This is a genomic window from Streptomyces sp. NPDC005374, from assembly GCF_042872225.1.
Classification (GTDB): Bacteria; Actinomycetota; Actinomycetes; order Streptomycetales; family Streptomycetaceae; genus Streptomyces.
In genome coordinates this window covers 322,710-343,449 of the sequence record NZ_JBIAKA010000008.1, presented here as the reverse complement: position 1 = coordinate 343,449, position 20,740 = coordinate 322,710, and the positions used below count along the sequence as shown (strand labels likewise).

Here is a 20,740-nt window from a genome sequence, read left to right as displayed (position 1 = left end):
TCAACCACCGGCCTTCGGGTCGGCGTCGAGGGTGCTGCCCGTGTCCTGCCGGTACGGCATGCCCTGCCATTGCGTGAAGTCGAGGACGCGGGCCGGGTCGTGGGCGACGAACTTCCATGGTCCGACGTAGACGTTGTCGTGCCAGCGGTTGTGCTGCTTCTGCGTGATCGCGTCGGCCACCTTCTCGCCCTGGTACGGCGACCAGTCCGGATAGGTGCCGTAGTTGGACAGCACCGCCATCCGGTCGCACTTGGTCGTGCACTTGACGACGGACATGTCCAGCACGAAGCGGTTGTCGTGGATGTCCACCCGCTGGGTCTTCCACCGGCAGTCGGCGTAGAGCGGCGCCTTGGCGATCGCCGGTTCCTTGCAGCTGCCGGTCTTCTTCACCAGCAAGGTGCAGTCACCGGACGAGGTGTTGGCCGGGCTGTTGCAGAACCGGTCGGCGTTCTCCCACAGCGTGATCCCTGACCAGTTGTTCTCCAGCACGTTCCGGTAGACCTCGATCTTGTCGGTGCGGGCCTTGACCCGTGGTTCGCCGCCCGACTCGGACAGGTAGATCGTCGCGAACGGGAAGCTGTCGCCCTTGTCGGCCGCCTTGCGGCCCTCGACCCAGTTGTTCCGCCGGATCGTGTTGTTCCGGATGATCGCGTTGTAGCTGATCTCGTAGATCAGCGCGGCACCGTCGTTGGCCTCGATCACGTTGTTCTCGATGAGGAAGTCGTTGTTGTTGGTGTCCGCCCACAACCCGGTCCCCCGGTTGTCGTGCACCCAGTTCCCGCGTACGTCGGCGCCGTCGACTTCCCAGAACTTGATGCCTCCGGTGCAGCCGCAGCCCGGCTTGCGCCGCTCCCAGTCGCCGGTGTTGTTGCCGACGATCTCGTTGTCCTCGACCACCAGGCCGGTGATACGGCCGTTGCCCTTGTACGCGTTCATGCCGTACTGGCCGTTGTTCCGCAGGCAGTTGGCGCGGACCTGCTGGCGGGCGCCGGCCATCAGCCCGGCACCGTCGTTGTCCTGGATCGTCGAGTCCTCGATCACCCAGCCGTCGGCCGAGTCGTGGTTGACGACGCCCTCGTCGGACGGTGCGGCGAAACGCTGCACGGTCAGGTAGCGGATGGTGACGTCGGGGGCGCTGCCGCTGAACGCGTACTGGTTCTTCTTCCCGCCGTCGAGGACCGCGCCCGGTGCGCCGAGGTAGCGGTCCCCCTTCTTGGGGACGACCTGGGCGTAGCGGTCCGGGTCGAGCCGGTGCTTGCCCGGTCGGAGCCAGAACGTGGTGTTCGGGGGGTGTTTCTTGGTCTTGGCCGCCAGGTCGCCGACCTTCCCGGGGGCGACCGTCACCGCACCCGCCGGTGCCTTGGTCGGTCCGGCCGCGGGGTTGGCGCACACCCGGGCCACGGACGTGGACCGGACCCCGGACGTGGTCGGCGTGGCGGTCGGTTTCGCATCGGCTTCCGGTGAGCTGCTGTCACAGCCGGTCGCCGCCAGCAGGGCCAGCGCCAGCGGTGCCATCGCCAGCGCCCAGGGCCGCCTCTTGATCCCCACGTGCCCCCCCTAGCCGCGGAACCCGAGCACGGTGGTGAAACTCTCCGTGCCGTCGGTGGGGCCGGTGCCGATGAGGGTGGTGGCGGGTTCCTTGCGTCCGAATCCGGCGGAGTACCAGCCCAGTGGCGGCTCGGTCTCGCCGCGGTGCGCCTGCCAGGACAGCCCCTCGGGCAGGTCGAGTACGGCGGAGCGGTCCTCGCCGTCGCGGGTCCAGGTGAGCTGTGCCCGGTTCCCGACCAGGTCGGCGGTGATCGCCGGGCCGAGGTGGAACGCCAGGCGTGCCTCCCGGCGCGGGCCGCTCACCTCGTCCACGATCCTCACCTCCTGGACCCCGGCGGTCAGTTCCACCTGCCGACGGTGCACGGAGCCCTGGTAGCCGTCGTGTTCGGCGCTCCAGCGGGCGTCCTCCGCCGTCAGGACCCTGCTCTGGGCATGCCGGGTCCACAGGAACGGGCCGCCGGAGACGGACTGGTCAGCGCCGTCCAGCTGCAGGGTGTTGTGGCCGAGGGTCGACCGGAAGTACTGCCGCCACTCGGGCTGCCCGTGGTAGCAGTACGTCCCCGGGTCGGCGAGCACGTCGACCCCGTCGTGCCGGACCTCCACGGACAGCGCGTCCGCGTGGGCGTGCGCGGCGATGGACAGGAAGCCATGGGGCCCGCCGTCGCAGCGGCACCAGATCTCCTCCGGGCCGCGCAGGATCGTCATGCCCGCGTCGGCGAAGTGGGCGGGCCGGCTCGCCGGGCGGGTCACGGACGGTTCGGTGGGTTTGACGAGCGCTGCCAGCAGCGGGGTGCGCACATCGGTGGCGGTCACCTGCGGCCACCAGTCGAGCCGGCCGAACACGGCGTCCCCGGTGGCCAGCAGCGAGGCCCAGCGCTCGGTGCCCGTGCCGTCCACGATCAGTCCGTGCCCGTCGTCCGCGTCCCCCTGACGCGGCGGCCGGAGCCGGTTGTCCACGACGGCCGCGAGCGCGTCGGTCATGCGCAGCAGCACAAGACGGGTCGTCGCGGGGACCGGCACGCCCGCGGCATCCGCCTCGGCCAGCGCGGCCAGGCCGAGCTCCAGGACCAGTCCGTGGTACTCGGTGGCCAGCTCGCGGTTGAGGCCGGAGCCGTAGGTGTTGCCGCGCAGTTGCCGGTCCAGCGAGCGCAGCGCGTCGGCCCGCCAGCGCGTCGAGGCCGGGAACCAGTCGAACGCGCAGGCCGCGGCGAACTGACCGGCGGTCTCGGCGATGACGTGGTTGTTCGCCGAGGAGCCCCGGCTGGGGAAGGCGGCCAGCCAGCGCTGGTGGTGCCAGATCTGGTTCCGCGCCACCGGGTTGTCCTCGAACAGGTCGGCCGCACCCGGCCAGCCGTCGAGCAGTCGGCGGACCCACACCCAGGACAGCAGCCGGATGCCCAGCTCGATGCCGCTGATCCAGTGGACGCCGCGCAGCGGCGGGTTGGCCGACCACCACGACCGCAGGTGCTCGGCCACGCGCTCGGCGTACCGCTCGTTCCCGGTGATCGCGTAGGCGGCCGCGAGCTGGGTGAGGTACTGGTGCCGGGACGGCTCCCAGATCTGCTTGATGTCCCCGACCGCGTCCTCGCTGCGGTACGGCACGTCGAAGGCGTAACCCGAGGGGGCCCGGCGCCCGGTCTTCGGGTCGCGCCACCAGTCCGGGTCGGCCAGGTCGTCGCGGACCACGCCGAAGAACTCGGCGTGCCCGTCCATCAGCCGGTCCGCCTCGGCGATGAGGCGTTTCGCGGCGTCGGCGGGTACGGCGGCGATCGTCCCGGCGGGCAGTACGGCGGTGAACCGGGCGCCGGTCACGCTCGGGCAGTCGGGCGGCGCCGACCGCCAGCGCCGTCTGCGCACCGTGTCGCCCACCCGGCCCGCGACCTCCTGCGGCCCCATCCGGGACAGCCGCCGGAGGTACCAGCCCACGCTCATGGTCATCAGGGCCTCGCCAATGTCACCGGCACGCCACCGGCCAGGCCGGCCTGCACGGCAAGGGTGGCCGCCGTGGTGGCGACCAGCGACTCCAGGGGCACCGGCATCGGCCCGCCGGTCCGAACCGCCTTGACGAACGCGGCCAGTTCGGCGTTCTGGCCCTTGTCCCGGGCCTTGGGCAGCCGTGAACTGACCCACTTCCTGGGGCCGTAGACCGAGGCACGCACGAAGTCGTCGAGTCGCAGCGCGCGGCCGTCGGCGACCAGGTCCAGCGTCTCCTTGGGGAAGCCGGACGGGCCGGTGGTGACGTAACTGATGGTGGCGGTGGAGCCGTCCGGGTAGCGGAGCACGACCTGCAGGTCCTCGTTGCCGGACGTGGCGGTCGCGTACACCGAGACCGGGTCCGCGTCGAGCAGCCAGCTCGCCGTGTCGATGAAGTGTCCGCCCTCGCCGGCGAACCGCGAGCCCTCGGTGCCCTGCTGGAGGTACCAGCTGCCGTGCGTGAGGCGGCCCGCGTTGACCAGGTAGCGGAGGTTCGCCGGACCGCTCCGGGCGCCGAACCTTGTTCTGGCCTCCTGGAGCAGCGGTGCGAAGCGGCGGTTGAAGCCCACCTGGAGCCGGTCGTTGCCGGACTCCTCCACCGCCGCGAGCACGCCGGCCAGTTCGTCCTCGGTGAGGGCCAGGGGCTTCTCCACGAACACGGTCTTGCCGGCCAGGAGGGCCTGCCGGGTCAGTTCGGCGTGCGAGCTGTGCCGGGTGACCACGAACACCGCGTCGATGGACTTGTCGCCGAGCACGGCGTCGAGGTCGGTGGTCGCCTGGGCGAAGCCGAACTTGCGCTGCGCGTTGGCTCCGGACAGCGCCGTCGTGGTGACGACGGTCGACAACTCGACGCCCTCGCGCTGTGCCAGGTGCGGCAGCAGCATCGACGTCGCGTAGTTCCCGGCGCCGACGAACGCCAGCTTCACCGGCGTCGTGACGGCGCGGACCGGACTCGTCTTCCCATGCACCGCGGGCACGGCGACCACAGGGGCCTTCGCTTCCCCCGCCTGTCCGGGGTACCGGAACAGCGCGGTGATGGCCTTCAGCTCGCCGTCCTTGAGGCGCTGGTAGGTCTCGACGGCGTCGTCGAAGTCGGCGACGTGGGAGATCAGGGGCTCCACGTCGACCTTGCCGCGGGCGGCGAGGTCGAGGAAGCAGGCCAGGTTGCGGCGCTCGGTCCAGCGCACGTAGCCGATCGGGTAGTCGCGTCCCTCCAGCTCGTACGACGGGTCGTAGCGCCCGGGGCCGTAACTGCGGGAGAACCGGACGTCGAGTTCCTTCTCGTAGTACGCGTTCCACGGCAGGTCGAGGCGGCACTTGCCGATGTCGACGACCCGGCCGCGGTCCCGGGCCAGCTTGGCGGCCAGTTCGACGGGCTGGTTGCTGCCGCCGCCGGCGGCCAGGTACACCTGGTCCACGCCGTGTCCGTCGGTGAGTTCGGCGACGGCGTTCTCCACGGCTGCGGAGGCGGGGTCGCCGCAGGCCGCGGCGCCCAGGCTCTCGGCGAGCTCGCAGCGCGCCGGGTCGGGGTCGGCGCCGACGACGCGGACTCCCGAGGCGGCCAGGAGCTGCACCACCAACTGCCCGATCAGGCCGAGGCCGATGACGAGGGCCACTTCGCCGAGCTGCGGCTCGCCCTGGCGGACGCCCTGCATGGCGATCGACCCGACGGTGCCGAAGGCCGCGTGCCTGGGCGCGAGGCCGTCCGGCACCGGTGCGTAGAGGTTCTTCGGCACCCAGTTCAGCTCGGCGTGCAGCGCGTGCTCGTTGCCGGCGCAGGCCACGAGGTCACCGACCTTCACGTCGTCGACCCCGGCGCCGACCTCCTCGACCACCCCGCACAGCGAGTAGCCCAGCGGTGTGTAGGAGTCCAGCTTGCCCATCACCTTGCGGTAGGTGGCGGGCACCCCGTTGGTGGCCACACTCTGCATGACCTTGGCCACCTGGTCGGGGCGGGAGCGGGCCTTGCCCAGCATCGACATGCCGGCCTCGGAGACCTTCATGAGCTCGGTCCCCGTGGAGATCAGCGAGAAGGCACTGCGGACCAGCACACCGCCCGGCTTGCACCCCGGGACCGGAACGTCGAGCACCGCCAGCTCGCCGCTCTTGTAGTTCTGTACGACCTGTTTCACCGAAGTCCCCTGATTCCTAAGCCGTTTGCCGAGTGCTCTGGCCGGACCCGGAGGTCGCGTCGCGATACCAGTACTCGAGGGTCAGCACATGCCACAGATGCTTGGAGAAGTCCTGCTGTCCGGCGGCGTCCTCGGCGACCATCCGGTTCAGCGCGTCACGGCGCAGGAACCCGGAGCGCACCAGCTCGCCGTCGTTGACCACCTCGCGCACCAGCGGTGCCAGATCCCTGCTCATCCAGGCCCGCAGCGGGGCGCTGAACAGGCCTTTGGGCCGGTAGACGATCTCCCGGGGCAGGATCGAGGTGGCCGCCTCCTTGAGGACCGCCTTGCCCTGTCGTCCGACGATCTTGCGGTCACCGGGCACGGCGAACGCCGCCTTGACCACCTCGACGTCCACGTACGGCACCCGCACCTCGGTCGACGCGGCCATGCTGGAGCGGTCCGTGTAGGCCAGGTTGAGGCCCGGCAGGAACATCCGGGCGTCGCCCAGGCACATGCGGTTGACGAAGTCGTCGAGTTCGTTGTCCTGGTAGGTGTCCGCGTGCTCGGTCAGCACGTCGTCGACCGTCCCGGCCAGGTCCGGATCGACCAGGGCGAGCAGCTCGTTCTGGTCGTACATGGTGTAGCTGCGCCGGAACGCGGTCTCCTCCGGCAGATCGGCGAAGGACAGGAACCGCTTCGCGAAGCGCACCGAGCGCAGTCCCCGGCGGGACGTGGCGACCGGCAGCCGGTCCACGGCCGCGGACACTCCGCGCCGCAGGGGTCGCGGGACGCGCTGGTAGCGCAGTGCGAGGAGGTTGGCCAGGTGCTTGCGGTATCCGGCGAACAGTTCGTCGGCGCCCATCCCCGAGAGCATCACCTTGACCCCGGCCTCCCGGGCTGCCTGGCAGATCAGGAAGGTGTTGATCGCGGCGGGGTCGCCGATCGGCTCGTCCAGGTGGTACGTCATCTGCGGCAGCAGATCGAGCACGTTCGGGGCGATCTCGATCTCGTGGAGGTCGACGCCGAACTGCTCGGCCACCTGCCGGGCGTAGCGCAGGTCGTCGGGCATGGCCTCGAACTTGGCGTCCTCGGCGCGGAACCCGATCGTGTAGGCGGAGATCCCCGGCTGGTGGCGGGCCGCGAGGGCGGTCAGCCAGCTCGAGTCGAGGCCGCCGGACAGGAAGGTCGCCACGGGGACGTCGGCGAGCAGGTGCTGACGGGTCGACTCCTCGACGATGGCGGCCAGGTCCGGCCGTTCACCGGCCCGGGCTCGTTCCTGGCCCTCGGCGGCGACGTCCTTCAGGTTCCAGAACCGGCCGCGCTCGACCCGGCCGTCGGGCCGGCACCGCAGCCAGCTCCCCGGCGGCAGCTTCTCCGCCTCACGGTAGGCGCAGCGCGAGTCCGGCACCCAGTAGTAGAGGAGCGAGGCCACCAGCGCCGCGTGGTCCACCTCCAGCTTGCCGCCGGTCGCGGCGGCGAGCGCCTTGAGCTCGGAGGCGAACACCAGGCCCTCGCCGCGCCGGAGCAGGAACAGCGGCTTGATGCCCAACTGGTCGCGGACCAGCACCAGTTCGCCGGTGCGCTCGTCGAAGACGGCGAACGCGAACATGCCGCGCAGCCGGGGCAGGCAGTCCGTGCCCCAGCGCCGCCAGGCCTCGAGCAGCACCTCGGTGTCGGAGGTGCCGCGGAAGCGCACCCCGGCGGCCTCCAACTCGGCCCGCAGTTCGGGCGCGTTGTACAGCTCGCCGTTGTACGTCAGGACGAGGTTGTCCTTGACCATCGGCTGCGCGCCGGTCTCGGACAGGTCGATGATGGACAGCCGGCGGTGCCCGAGCTGCACCTCGCCGTCACCGACGGGGTGGCCGTAGCGGCCCGCCCCGTCCGGGCCGCGGTGGGCGAGGGTGTCGGTGAGCCGGTCGGTCACGATCTTGCCGTCCGGCCATCGGTACGTCCCTGCGATGCCACACATGTCCTACCGCACCTCCTGGTCGCTGTCCGGGATCCGTGCGGCCCACATCGGCTGTCGCTCCGTCTTCACCTGGCCGTCCCCCACTGCCTGAACGGCGTGGGAGGTACCCCCACCGTTCTGCCGGGCCGTCCGCTCGCTGTGTCCCCGCAGCGCGATGTGCAGCCCGTCCCAGAGCGTGCCGTCGGTCCGGTCCCGTGGATCGGGGTCGATCAGCACCACACCGACCACCGCGATGCGCTGGTCCGCGAGTTGCCGCGCCACCATGTGCAGCCAGGCGGCGCTGCCGTGCCCGGCGCGCACGACGAGCACGGTCCGGGTACCGAGGTACTGGAGGTCGGTCCACGCGGTGCCGGGTGCCACCGAGCCGACGCCGAGCAGGCGTCCGTGATCCGGCACGGCCGTGGCCTGTTGGCCGCTGACCACGGTGGGGTCCCCCGGCTTCGGGCGGTGGCCGGAGAGCTCCGAGCCCGGCAGCCCGTCGACGACGACCACGGGCCCGTCGGCCGCCAGTGCCCTGGCGACGTTCAGGGCGATCGCGCTCGTGCTGCGCGCACAGCCCAGTTCCAGCAGCGACAACGGTTCCGCGGAGCCGCGCGCGGTGCGGGCCAGGGACGCGGTGAGCCGTTCCCGCGCCAGCCGGGTCCGTCGGCGCTGCCACGGCCTGCCGGAGCGGCGGGGCAGCTCCGAGATGACCGAGGCACCCAGGTTCGCCGCGATGTCCCGGCGCAGTACGGGGCGGTCCGCGACCACCACGCCGACCGCGGCCAGCGCGAGCCCGAGGAAGAGCCCGAGGACGAGCCCGATCCCGGCGTCGGTGGCAACGGCCTTGGGCAGGGAGTGCCGTACGGCGCTCGGGTCGTCCACGATCTGCGTGCCGGCGACGACCGCGGGCGTGCCGGTGCGGGCGTCGGCGGCGCGCTGGTCGAAGTCGGCGATCCGCGAGTTGAGTTCGGCCCGGCGGGCGTAGAGCGACTCGATGGTCGCCGCGCCCGTCGTATCGCCGGTCACGGCTCGTTCGTTGATCTCCTTGTTGACCGAGGCGAGCTCGTCGCGTGTGCGGTCACGCTGGTCGAGCAGGGCCTTGGACTCGGCCTTCGCGGTCGCCTTCATCCGCTGCACGTGGTCCGCGACGAACGCGTCGGCCAGCGCCTTGGCCCGGGCCACCGCCTGCGCGTCGTCGTCGCCCGTCACCTCGATCTGCAGCAGGTTGTTGGTCAGGCCGGTGCCCCGGTAGTCCTTCATGAAGTCCTCGGGCTTTTCCGGGGACTTGAGGGACTTCAGGGCCGCGTCGGCGATGCGCGTGGTCTGCAGCAGCGCGACGTCGGTGCGGATCAGCGTTCCGGTGTCGTTCGGCTGGTCCTCCGCGTGGGCGACCAGCACCTTGGTCATCGCGCTCGGCGGCGGCGGCAACAGAACCGCCACTGCCAGGCCGGCCAGGAAGCCCAGGGCCGCCATGGCGCACCACAGGCGGCGGCGCCTGCGCACCGATACCACCAGCGCCTGAAGGTCCAGGAGCGGAGTGGCGGCCGATTCCGTTGAAGTCGTGTTCGTCGTCACGCCCGGCCTCCCGTCGCGCGGCCGGGAACCGCGAAGGTCAGCGTGGCATCGTCCGGCAGGTCGGCGGCGGTACGCGTGGGGCGGGCCTGGACCGGGCCCGCGACGACGACGCCGACGACATCGTGCCGGCCGTCCGCGCACGCCTCGGCGATGCCGGCGAGCTCCTCCGTGGTCCACCTGTTCGCGCTGAGGACCACCACGGCACCGTTCTCCGTCTCCCGGTCCGGCACGATCGGCCGGTCCATCGACACCTCCACCACCCGCAGTTGCGGATCGTTCCTGGCCTCGGCGAGGAGCTGACCCACGGCCCGGCGGGCGATCTCGTCGCCGTCCGGTACGACGAGCAGCAGCCGCCGGGGAGCCGGCAGCTGCTCCCGGAGTCGGGCGCACACCCGCCGGTAACGGAGCCGTCGGCCGGCCTCGTCGCCGGACTTCTGCAGGGCCGGTGCGTCCCACGGGGTGTCGGCGCCGATGAGCCGGAGGATCCGGGCTCGCCGGCCCCCGCCTTCCGTGCGCGTGGGCCATTCGCCGGGTACGTCCACGGCGCCGAGCGGCGTCGAGCCCAGTGCCGCGGCGATCTCGGGTTCGGTGCGGAGTCGGCGGTTCATCCGTGCGGCGACGAGATGGCCGAGGACCGCGAGCAGGAAGAACACCAGGGCCCCGCCGACGATGAGCTGAATCCTCGTCGGCGGCGCCTCACCGGTGGGCCGGGGGGCCTGTCCCATGACGACCATGCCTGACTTGTTGGTCGACGGGTCGGCCTCCGCCAGCTTCTTCATGGCCGCCTCCAGCGAGGTGCGCAGGTTCTCGAGCGCCGTGCGGGACTGCACGCTCTCCACGGTCTGTCCCGGATCGGCCGCCTTGGCCAGGTCGGAGATGCGCCGGTTGGTCTCCGCCACCTGCTTGCGCAGCGCCTCGGTCTGCGTGGCCACCGAGGCGTCGGTGCCGCTGCCCGCGACCTCCGCGGCGAACAGCACGAACTGCTGGGCCACCCCGTCGGCGAGCCGCTGCGCGCGCTCCGGGGTGTCGGCCGTACCCGAGATCGTGATGATGTTCCCGTCGGCGGCCGTGGCGCTCACGTTGTCCTGCAGCTCGGAGCGGCTGACGTCGGTCCAGTGCAGGGCGTCGGCCGCACGGTCGACCACGGTCAGACTGGTGACGATGTCGACCTGGGTGAGCAGCTCTCGTTCCTCCCACACCCCTGGCAGCAGTACCGGTGCCGACGCGGTGTATCGCGGCGGGAACACCAGCACCGAGGTGCCGTAACCGAACAGTGCGCCCACCACTGCGAGGACGGCCAGAAGCCGCCACCGCCGCCGGAGTATCCGCCCGATCGTGACGAGGCGGATGGTGTCTTCGTTCAACTGCGCTGCCTCTTCTTCCTTGTGCGCACCGGACCGCTCGCCGACACCGCTTCGCGGTCCCGGCAGGCGGCGGTATAGGCGGCGAGCAGCGACGCCTGCGAGTTGCTCCAGGAGAGCTGCCCGCCGATGCGCTCCTGGCCGATCTTGCCCATCCGGGCCCGCTTGTCCGGATCATCCAGCAAGTCCGTGATGAGCTCGGCGAACCGGGCCTCGTCGTTGGCCGGCGCGTAGACGGCGGCGTCACCGGCGGAGACGCGCGCCTCCTTCAGGTCGAAGGAGACGATCGGCCGGCCCATCGCCATGTACTCCAGGACCTTGTTCATGGTCGACACGTCGTTGAGCGGATTACGCGGGTCGGGAGAGAGACACACGTCCGCGGTGGACAGGTAGCGCACCAGGTCGGCGTCCGGGATGCGCCCGGTGAACTCCACCTGGTCGGTGAGCCCGAGCTCCCGGGACAGCTCCACCATCGCGTCGAAGGCGTCGCCGGAGCCGACGAACACCGCGTGCCAGTCGGTCCGCCCGAACTCGTCACGCAGCTTGGCGAGGGCGCGCAGGGCGTAGTCGACGCCGTCCTGCGGGCCCATGACGCCCAGGTAGCACAGCAGATGGGCCTTGCCGCGCTTCAACTCCGGCTCGGGCGGCACCGGTTGGAACCGCTCGATCTGGGGCGCGCTGCGCACCACGTAGACGTCCTCGGGCCGCTTGCCGCCGCGGCTCACGGCGACGTCCTTGTAGCTCTCGTTCGTGGCGAGCACGACGTCCGCGGCCCGGTAGGTCCGCCGTTCCACGGCGCACACGGCGCGGTAGAGCAGGTCCTTGCCGCGGTCGAAGCGGGAGAGGTACAGCTCGGGCACCAGGTCGTGCTGGTCGAAGACGAACCGCGCGCCGCGCCGCCGCAGCCAACGGGCCGACAGGAACAGCAGGTCGGGCGGGTTGCAGGCGTGGACCACGTGGACCGGGCCGACCTTGCGGGCCAGCCGGGCCGTGTGCCAGAGCGCCGTTCCGTACTCCTTGAGGTAGCCGGCCGGTCCTCCGGTGGCGGCGCTCAACGGGTAGCGGTGGATCCGCACCCCGTCGATCACCGCCTCCGGCTCCGTGTCCCGCTTCTCCCCCTGAGGGCAGATGACGTGCACTTCCCAGCCCGCGTCGCGCAGCGTCGTGCACTCCTGCCACACCCGTCGGTCGAACGGCACCGACAGGTTCTCCACCAGGATCAGCGCGCGTCGGCCGGAGCCGTCGCCGCTGACTTCGTTACCAAGCAAGGCCCATGTATCCCGGTTCGGTCCGGCGCGTCTCGGCGTCGGGAAGGTGGATGAGGTCGACGATCACCGGGCTGCCGCCGTGAGGCAGCGCCGCGAGGACAGCCGGGTCTTTGGTCCCGACCAGGCACACCTCGGCATGGTCGAGCACCTCCTCGACGGAGTCCGCGAGCAGCTGCGCGAGGTGCGGCAGCCGGGTCTCGATGTACTCGCGGTTCGCGCCCATCAGCCGGGAGAGGCTCACGTTGGCGTCGTGGATCCGCAGGTCGTACCCCTTGCCGTGGAGCCGCTCCGCCAGCTCGACGAGCGGACTCTCCCGGAGGTCGTCGGTGCCGGGTTTGAAGGACAGCCCGAACAGGCCCACCCGGCGCTTGCCGGTGCGCTCCACCAGGTCCACCGCACGCTGCAGATGGTCGGAGTTGGAGGCCAGCACGTGGGAGAGGATGGGCACCGAGACGTCGGCCCGCTGCGCCGCGTACACCAGGCTGCGCAGGTCCTTGGGCAGGCACGAGCCGCCGAAGGCGAAGCCGGGCCGCAGGTAGGCGGGGCTGATGTTCAGCTTGCGGTCGGCCAGGAACACGTCGATCACCTGGTGCGAGTCCACGCCCAACGCCTGGCACACGGCGCCGAGCTCGTTCGCGAAGCCGATCTTGAGGCCGTGGAACGCGTTGTCCGCGTACTTGATCGCCTCGGCCGTCGGGACCGGCACCCGGAACACCTCGCCGGGCAGGCCCTCGTACAGCGCCGCCACCACGTCGCCGCTGGCCGGGTCGAGCTCGCCGATGACGGTCTTGGGCGGGTCGAAGAAGTCCCGCACGCTGGTGCCCTCGCGCAGGAACTCCGGGTTGACCGCGACCCCGACGTCCACTCCGGCGGTGCCGCCGATGTTCTTCTCCAGGATCGGTACCAGGAGGTTCAGGCAGGTGCCCGGGAGCATGGTGCTGCGGAACACCACGGTGTGCCGCCCGCCCCGCTCCGCCAGCGCGGCGCCGATCTCCTCGGTGACCCGCTCCAAGTAGGTGGTGCACAGGCTGCCGTTGGGCTCCGACGGGGTGCCCACGCAGATCAGCGACACCTCGCTGTCCATGATCGCCTCACGGACGTCGGTGGTGGCGCGCAGCGCTCCGGTCCGCACGACCTCCGCGGTGAGCTCACCGATCCGCTCCTCGACCACCGGGGCCTTGCCGTCGTTGACCAGGTCGACCTTCACCTGGTTGACGTCCACGCCGATGACCTCGTGCCCCATGCCGGCCAGGCACGCGGCCGACACGCAGCCCACGTAGCCGAGCCCGAACACGCTGATCTTCATGACCCGTTCCTCCCCCCAGGCAGGCCCTTGTGGCCTGCGGTCTGCCCGCCCTCAGGCCGGCGCCCCCCGCACATCAGTAGGCCCCCTGGCCGTAGAGCACCGCGCGCAGCGTCTTCCACAAGATCACCGCGTCCAGGGCGAGCGACCAGTCCTCCACGTACCGCAGGTCGAGGCGCACGGCCTCCTCCCACGGCAGGTCGCTGCGTCCGCTGATCTGCCACAGGCCGGTGAGGCCGGGCTTGACCAGCAGTCGCCGCCGGATGTCCGGGCCGTACGCGGCGGACTCCTCCGGCAGCGGAGGGCGCGGACCGACGAGCGACATCGATCCGGTGAGTACGTTGAAAAGCTGCGGGAGTTCGTCGAGCGAGTAACGGCGCAGCACTGTTCCGACCCGGGTCACGCGCGGATCCTGGCGCATCTTGAACAGCAGCCCCGCGCCCTCGTTGAGCTCGATCAGCTCGGCACGTGCCCGGTCGGCCCCTGCGGTCATGGTGCGGAACTTGAGGATGGTGAACTCGCGGCCGTCCTTGCCGACCCTGCGCTGGCGGTAGAACGCCCCGCCCCGGCTGTCCGTCACCACGAGGAGTCCGACGCAGAGCATGAGCGGCGCGAACAGGATCAGCAGGATCGCCGAGCCCAGCCGGTCGGCGACCGCCTTGATCGCCCGGCGGCCTCCGGTGAACGTCGGCATGCTGACCCGCAGCAGGGGGATCCCGAGCACGGCGTCGACGTGCAGCCGCGGGCCGGCCACCTCCATCAGCACGGGGGCCACGACCATCTCGGCCTCGCTGCCCTCGAGGTTCCAGGCCAGCCGCTGCAGCCGGTCCGGTGTCCAGTACGGGTCCGGTGTGATCGCGACGACACGGTAGCCGTCGTTCTCCACGTACTTGGCGACGTCCGTCAGCTGGCCGACGACCGGCACTCCGTCCAGCTCGTCACCGTCGAGCCCGCGGCCTTCCGTCGTGCACACCCCGTCCACGCGCCAACCGAGGTGGGGGAACTTGCGGGTGCGGCTGATCAGGTCGCTCACGGTGGCCGGGCTCCCGGCGGCGAGCACCGGTCTCAGACACTGCCCTTCCTTGCGCTGTTTGTGCAGCCCGAGGCGGAGCACATAGCGCGCGGTCATGGTGACCAGCGCGATGGCGGGGATCGCGACGAAGATCCAGAGCTTGATGTTGCGTGAGGTGAGGGCGATCCCGCCGAGCGCGAGCACGACGGTCGCCGCGAAGAGTGAACGTCCGAGCCTACGGAATTCCTCGGCACCCTGGCCGAGCACGGCCGGTGCCCACGCCCGGCCCACCGCAAGTGCTCCCAGCACGAGCAGTTCGGTGCCGAACGCGAGAATGCCCCACTTCTCGTGCCAGTTGGCCGCGTCCCGGGCCCCGAAGAACTCGCCGATCCCCGCCACCACGATGGCAGTGGTCACGGTGTCGCTGGTGATCACGGTACGGCGGTAGCGCTGCTCCCAGTCGTTCGCCGACTGGCTTGTCGCCCCATCCGTCAGTCGCTCCTGCGCCGACGGAAAGGGCTTGACTATTCCCCCCTCCCGCACAGAACCCCCCCGGTCCCCAGTGGTACGACGTGATGGCCAGACATCGTTCCCTCCCCCCGGGAGGCCCCCGCCTCCCGCACCGTTCCTCGCAGGACCCCCCGCCCTGCGCCGCACTTTTCCTCCGCCGGGAGGCACGACCCCCCGGGCATGGCATGCCTACTTCAACATTGCATGAGCAACTCGCCTTGGCAGCAGCAGACTTAGGTGTTTTTTTCCGCCAGACTCTCGAGTCGCGCGGGAACCTACTGAAACCCCGGATGCTCCCCGCACCCGAAGCCCCCCTCGGGTTCCAAGAACTGACCACCCCCGAGCCTGCCGCCGAGACGTTTCTGCTCAGTATTCGCAGCGCCAGACCCATAGATCACTATTTGTTGCCCCGTGTCCCACCATGGGCAGCAAGGTCAATCTAGACCATCGAGACCCGTCTGCAAGGGGGCATGTGTGGAATATGTGCTTACGATTTGGAGATGGGTCAGCGGAGCCGTCACCGCGGCGTGTGCTCCCGCCACGAAGGCGGGCCTCGTGACCTGCGACGACGGGGCCCCGGGTGGCAGGATGACGTCCTGCGGGGTGACCGCCGGGTGCCGCAGCCGATCAAGAAGCCGGGATCCGCGGGGCGGGGACGGCGACCGGGTACGGCGGCTCCGCCGGACGGATTTGTCCAACTCGCCTCAGCAGGGGGCCTCGTGGGCAACCGCTTACCGACCGCCGAAGGCCGGACACGGCTCATACGAAAAGGGCCCCCGCAGGCTCCCGCCTGCGAAGACCCTCATCACCGCCGGGACGACAGGATGTGAACCTGCGCCCCCTTGACCCCCGACCGAGTGCGCCACCGTCGGCGTACGGAGCGGGGTGGGCGCGGTGGAGAGGTGGACGTCGAGCCGGCTCAGCCGCCAGGGCGTGGAACCAGCCCTTGCGTTCCCGCCAGTTCAGCTGACGGCCGCCGCGGGCCACCGGTCCCGCTGACGTCCCACGGCATCACCGTGCACATGGTGGCGCCGCGTTCGAGGCCGGCGTGATCGGCCCTTACCGTTCCCGGTGGGAAACTCCGGGCGGCCGGAGCATCGTCGACGGCCTGAACGCAGGGCCAGTACGGCAGCCCTGGAGGTCGACCAGAAATCCTGGCCGCTCAGCGCAACTCGGCCTCCACGGGGTCGTCTTCGAGGAACCCGCCCGACTGGTGGTGCCACAGCTTCGCGTACGGGCCGTCCAGCGCGAGGAGTTCCTGGTGACTGCCCTGCTCGACGATCCGTCCGCGGTCGAGGACCACGAGCTGGTCCATGCCCGCGACCGTGCTCAGCCGGTGCGCCACCACGAGTGCCGTCCTCCCCTCCATGAGCCGCCACAGCGCCTCCTGGACCAGGATCTCGCTCTCCGAGTCCAGGGCGCTGGTCGCCTCGTCGAGCAGCAGGATCGGCGCGTCACGCAGGATCGCCCGGGCGAGCGCGACGCGCTGGCGCTGTCCTCCGGACAGTTTCACGCCACGCTCACCGACCAGGGTGTCGAAGCCCTCCGGCAGCGCGTCGGCGAACTCCGTGACGTGCGCCGCCTCGGCCGCACGGCGGATCTCGGCGTCGGTGGCGTCCGGCCGGGCGAAGGCGATGTTGTCGCGCAGCGTGCGGTGGAACATCGCCGGATCCTGCGGGACGTAGGCCATCAGGCTGCGCAGGTCGGCCTGGCGCAGCCGGCTGATGTCCTGTCCGCCGATCATGATCCGGCCGCCGTCGATGTCCGTCATCCGCAGCAGCAGCCGGGTGAGCGTGGTCTTGCCACCGCCGGAGCGGCCGACGAGACCCACCTTCGTCCCGCCGGGCACGACCAGGTCGAGCCCCTCGAAAAGCGGCTCCGCGCCGGCGTGCGCGAAGTTCACCCGCTCGAAGCGGACGTCGGCGTCCCCGGGCAGCAGTGGCTCGGGGGACGGCGGGTCGAGCACGGTCGGCGGGGTCAGGAGCAGTTCGGTGAACTGCGCGGCTTCCGTCATCGAGCTTTCCAGGCGACGGTAGATCTGGTTGAACTCGAACATGATCCGCGTCGCGTTGGAGTAGTAGGTGAAGGCGACCACGACCGCTTCGACGCCGTGCTCGCCCCCGCCGAGGGCGACCGCGAGGAGCAGCCCGAGCGCGTTGGTCAGTACGGACATCGGCGCGACGAAGGTGTCGATGCGCAGGTTGCCGTAGTCCCAGGACCTGAGCGTGAGCCGGCGTGAGACCGCGACGCGGGAGCGGTGTTCGGCGGCCTCGCGCCTTTCGGCGCCGAAGGCCCGGACCGTGTCCATGTTCATCAGGCTGTCGGCCACGTGCCCGGCCACCCGGGCGACCGCCGCCTCGCGCTCGGCGACGAGCACCTGACGGCGCCGGATCAGCGGTGCCGCACACAGCGCCGTGAGCGCGATCATCGCCAACAGCCCTACGACGAGCAGCGGTTCGTAGCGCCACAGCACCACCGAGCCGAACAGCAGCGGCACGAAGCTGCCCACGATCTGGAACACCAGAGTGTCGACGAACGGCTCGAAACGGGTGGCGAAGCTCAGGGCCCGCTTGGTCAGCGAACCGGCGAAGTTGTCGTGGAAGAACGAGGCGTCCTTGGCGAACAGTTCGTCCATACCGATCACGTAGAGGTGCTCGATGCCGAGGGCGTCGAGCCGGTTCAGACAGTGCAGGGCTACCCGCCACAGTGTCTCCGCGAGCAGCAGGACACCGGCGAACCCGAGGACGTACGGCAGCGCGGAACCGACGGTGAACTCACTGCCGTCGGCGATGTCGCCGGCGAGCTTCGCGACGATCAGTGGCGCGATGTAGTAGATGCCGGTGCTGCCCAGCGCCGACAGCAGCATGGCGGGGACGGTGAGTCGGCGGAGACGGGCCAACTCCCGTCCGTAGTAACGAAGTGCGAGGAGCACCGCGCCCCTGCGCGGCGAAGTCTTCTGTGGCTCTGGCGTCTGCATTCTTACCCTGTGTGTCGGGGGAGTTGCGGTCCGAGTTCGGCAGTGTCCCGTGACGGAGACCGCGCAGTCCACGCGTTTTCCGGCAGGTGACGGCCCCTGGGGAACGTCAATTCCCGAGTGACGCAAGGGGATTGACGTAGAAAGCGCTTGCCACCTACGGTCCCCCGAATGGGTATGCAGCGAAGACTCGGCTGGGCGTCCCTCGCCGCGGCGACCACGATGGCACTGGCGGCAGGAGTGGTCACGGCACCGGCCGCCCACTCCGCGGACTCGGCGGACGACCCCGTGCGGGTCGTGGTCGACGGGAACGACGTACGCGCCGACAACGTGAACGGCCTCACCTACAAGGGCCTCGGCCTGCTCAGCTGCAACAGCACGAGCAATCTGCTGATGGACTACAAGGCGGAGCACCCCGACCGCTACTGGCAGCTCGTGAGGGTGCTGTTCGGCGGCAGGAACCCGCTCATCAACCACGTCAAGGTCGAGATGGGCTCGGACACGAACACCTCGACCGGTTCCGATCCGGCCACCATGCGCACGGCCGACGAACTCGCCGACGCGTCCCGCTCCCCCGGCTTCCAACTCGCCGCCGACGCCAAGACGGTGAATCCGGGCCTCAAGGTGTCGATCCTGCGCTGGGTCATGCCCCAGTGGGTCCAGACCGAGTGGAACAAGGGCACCGGCAGCGACGAGATGTACAAGTGGTACAAGGAGACGATCCTCGACGCGTACGAGAAGTACGGGTACATGGTCGACTACGTGAATCCGGACACGAACGAGACCACGAAGCCGGACCTCTCCTTCGTCAAGTGGTACAAAAAGGCGCTGACGAACGACACCGAATTCGCCGACCCCCGTTACGGTCTGACGCCGGGTCAGCAGACGTCCGCCGCGAAGGCTTACCACGACATCAAGATCGTGGCCTCGGACGAGAACACCACCAAGAACATCGGGCCGGCGATGCTCACGGACACCGAACTCTTCGGCATGGTCGACGCGGTGGGCTACCACTACACCACCGACGACCGGCTCGACGGCGCCCCCGACAGCGCCACATACCGGCCGTACACGAAGCTGGCGACCGGCGACAACGCCATCGGCCAGGACAAGGAGGTCTGGTACAGCGAGGGCGTCGGCTCCTTCGGCTGGACGGACTACCGGGTGGCCAACACCGAGGGGCCGGGCGGCGCGAGCACCGGGATCGGCGGCGTACAGAGCGCGCTCGACATCGCCAACCGGTCCGTGAAGAGCTACGCCAACTCCAAGCGGACGCACTACATCTTCCAGCCGGCCATCGGAGCCTTCTACGAAGGCGCCCAGTACAGCCACAAGGAGCTGGTCAGCGCCCGTGACCCGTGGTCCGGGAACATCCACTACGACGCCGCGGTGTACGTGATGCAGCACTTCACGCAGTTCGCGAAGACCGGCTGGGAGAACGACACCAACACGGCCGGCATCTGGCGCACCGTGCCCGAGGCGAGCTACAGCGGGGTCAGCGGCACCGAGAACGTCGACGGCTCGAACGGCGCCCCCAGCTACATGACGCTCGCCGACCCGAAGAAGAAGGACTTCTCCACGATCGCCGTCAACGACAGTGACCGGACGAGGAGTTACCGCATCAAGGCCGAGAACATGGACCTGGGCGGCGACCCCACCATGGAGGTCTGGGAGACCCGCGCGGCCGACCCCGGCCAGGCCTACGACGCGAACTTCAAGCACCTCGCTGCCCAGATCCGCCCCGACGGCGACGGCTTCTACACCTACACCGTCCAGCCGCGCTCGATCGTCACGTTCACCACGCTCGACCGCAGCCACGACAAGGCGACCACGCAGCGCCTGCCCGAGTCCGGTGCCCGCACGGTGCTCGACACCGACGCGACCGGCAAGAGGCACGACACCCGCGACGGCGTCCTGTACGCCGACGACTTCGGGTACGAGGAGGAGGGCCGGGTCCAGGTCGGCACGGACGACGGCGCCCGCAAGGCGTCCCAGCCCTATCTCAAGTCCCGTGGCAACCAGCCCCGTTACCTGGTCGACCAGACCGGCGCGTGGGAGGTCGGCAAGGACGCGAGCGGCGACAACGTGCTGTACCAGTACCTGGACCAGTCCATGAAGGACACCGGCGCCTGGAACCGGAACACCCCCAACACCACGGTCGGCGACTTCCGTTGGGAGAACTACCGGGCCTCGGTCGACGTCTCCTTCCCGGACCCCCAGGGCGGCCTCGCCACCCTGGGCGTACGCCAGCAGAAGGGCATGGCGGCGACGGACGCCGCGTACAGCATCGGGATCGGCCCGTCCGGGACCTGGACCTTCTACGAGTACGGCACGGCGATCCGCACCGGCACGGTCGCCGCGTCCGACGGCTACCGCCTCGCCGTCGAGGCAAAGGGCGCGAACATCACCGCGTACGTCGACGGACAGTCCGTCGCCACCTACCTGGACCCGACGCCCGCGACCGAGGGCCGCGTCAAGCTCGGCACCGACTTCCACCGGACCGCGTTCGACAACCTGAAGGTCGAGAAGGTCGCCGGATACACCCCGTACGCCACCACGCTGACCGACAACATGGACAGCACGGTCACGTACGACGGCACCTGGAGCCGGAACGCCGCCCTCGGCGACGCGATGAACTGGTACCGCTCGACGTCCACCAGTTCCACAGCCGGCGCGGCCGTCACCGTCCCGTTCTCCGGTACGGGCATCGACGTGATCGGCGGCAACGACGGCAGCGCCGTCCTCGACGTCTCCGTGGACGGCAGGCCGGTCGCGCGGGACGCGAGGACCGTCGCCACCGACAAACGCCAGGCCACGTACTCGCTGCGCGGCCTGCGCGAGGGACGGCACACGGCGACGTTCACCCTGAAGTCCGGGAAGATCGTGCTGGACGCGTTCACCGCGCTCTCCGGCGACGTGGACGGACGGGTCGACACGAGCCCGGTTCGTGCCGCACTGAAGACGATCGGCAGCCCGGAGCAGGCCGACTACACGACCGATTCATGGGCTCCGTTCGCGACCGCACGCTCGGCTGCCAGGACCGCCCTGGCCGGTCAGAGGGGCCTTGACACCATCGGCGTCGAGCAGATCACCGACAGGCTCGACGAGGCGTACCGAGGGCTGGTGCGCACGGAGGCCTGAAACGCCGAG

General features: G+C 70.3%; 11 protein-coding genes. 1 reads left to right on the top strand and 10 read right to left on the bottom strand.

Annotation, left to right across the window (positions count from 1 at the left end; translation table 11 throughout):
* From ACFYRX_RS22425 to ACFYRX_RS22380, 10 genes are all read right to left on the bottom strand, one after another.
* Complete coding sequence (locus ACFYRX_RS22425) at window positions 1-1,515, bottom strand: right-handed parallel beta-helix repeat-containing protein (RefSeq protein ID WP_389102732.1); 1,515 nt, start codon at window positions 1,513-1,515, stop codon at window positions 1-3.
* Window positions 1,516-1,557: 42 nt separating this feature from the next.
* On the bottom strand, window positions 1,558-3,486 hold the full coding sequence (locus ACFYRX_RS22420) for an alginate lyase family protein (protein WP_389102362.1): 1,929 nt from the start codon (window positions 3,484-3,486) through the stop codon (window positions 1,558-1,560).
* A complete protein-coding gene (locus ACFYRX_RS22415; RefSeq protein ID WP_389102360.1) occupies window positions 3,486-5,654 on the bottom strand; it encodes a bi-domain-containing oxidoreductase in 2,169 nt (722 codons plus the stop codon). The genes ACFYRX_RS22420 and ACFYRX_RS22415 overlap by 1 nt, the downstream gene beginning before the upstream one ends.
* 16 nt (window positions 5,655-5,670) lie before the next feature.
* Window positions 5,671-7,605, bottom strand: coding sequence for an asparagine synthase (glutamine-hydrolyzing) (asnB, locus tag ACFYRX_RS22410; RefSeq protein ID WP_389102357.1), 1,935 nt, complete (start codon window positions 7,603-7,605; stop codon window positions 5,671-5,673).
* A 3-nt stretch (window positions 7,606-7,608) separates the two neighbouring features.
* Window positions 7,609-9,162, bottom strand: coding sequence for a Wzz/FepE/Etk N-terminal domain-containing protein (locus tag ACFYRX_RS22405; RefSeq protein ID WP_389102354.1), 1,554 nt, complete (start codon window positions 9,160-9,162; stop codon window positions 7,609-7,611).
* A complete protein-coding gene (locus tag ACFYRX_RS22400; protein ID WP_389102351.1) occupies window positions 9,159-10,526 on the bottom strand; it encodes a Wzz/FepE/Etk N-terminal domain-containing protein in 1,368 nt (455 codons plus the stop codon). Before ACFYRX_RS22400 ends, ACFYRX_RS22405 begins: the two co-directional genes overlap by 4 nt.
* Entirely contained in the window at window positions 10,523-11,791 is a 1,269-nt protein-coding gene (locus ACFYRX_RS22395; protein ID WP_389102348.1) for a glycosyltransferase family 4 protein, read from the bottom strand. The genes ACFYRX_RS22400 and ACFYRX_RS22395 overlap by 4 nt, the downstream gene beginning before the upstream one ends.
* Window positions 11,781-13,097: a nucleotide sugar dehydrogenase gene (locus ACFYRX_RS22390; protein ID WP_389102345.1), complete on the bottom strand. Its 1,317-nt coding sequence runs from the start codon at window positions 13,095-13,097 to the stop codon at window positions 11,781-11,783. Before ACFYRX_RS22390 ends, ACFYRX_RS22395 begins: the two co-directional genes overlap by 11 nt.
* A 73-nt stretch (window positions 13,098-13,170) precedes the next feature.
* Entirely contained in the window at window positions 13,171-14,541 is a 1,371-nt protein-coding gene (locus ACFYRX_RS22385; protein ID WP_389102342.1) for a sugar transferase, read from the bottom strand.
* Between the two features lie 1,237 nt (window positions 14,542-15,778).
* Window positions 15,779-17,593, bottom strand: a complete 1,815-nt coding sequence (locus ACFYRX_RS22380; RefSeq protein WP_389102339.1) for an ABC transporter ATP-binding protein — start codon at window positions 17,591-17,593, stop codon at window positions 15,779-15,781.
* Between the two features lie 168 nt (window positions 17,594-17,761).
* Between ACFYRX_RS22380 and ACFYRX_RS22375 the strand changes: the two genes are divergently transcribed.
* Complete coding sequence (locus ACFYRX_RS22375) at window positions 17,762-20,731, top strand: GH59 galactosidase (RefSeq protein ID WP_389102337.1); 2,970 nt, start codon at window positions 17,762-17,764, stop codon at window positions 20,729-20,731.
* Window positions 20,732-20,740: the final 9 nt, after the last annotated feature.

What these genes read in the sequence shown, in the direction of transcription:
- ACFYRX_RS22425 (WP_389102732.1), bottom strand. Translation starts at nt 1,515, where the DNA reads ATGGCACCGCTGGCGCTGGCCCTGCTGGCGGCGACCGGCTGTGACAGC.
- ACFYRX_RS22375 (WP_389102337.1), top strand. Translation starts at nt 17,762, where the DNA reads ATGGGTATGCAGCGAAGACTCGGCTGGGCGTCCCTCGCCGCGGCGACC.
- asnB (WP_389102357.1), bottom strand. Translation starts at nt 7,605, where the DNA reads ATGTGTGGCATCGCAGGGACGTACCGATGGCCGGACGGCAAGATCGTG.
- ACFYRX_RS22390 (WP_389102345.1), bottom strand. Translation starts at nt 13,097, where the DNA reads ATGAAGATCAGCGTGTTCGGGCTCGGCTACGTGGGCTGCGTGTCGGCC.
- ACFYRX_RS22420 (WP_389102362.1), bottom strand. Translation starts at nt 3,486, where the DNA reads ATGACCATGAGCGTGGGCTGGTACCTCCGGCGGCTGTCCCGGATGGGG.
- ACFYRX_RS22380 (WP_389102339.1), bottom strand. Translation starts at nt 17,593, where the DNA reads ATGCAGACGCCAGAGCCACAGAAGACTTCGCCGCGCAGGGGCGCGGTG.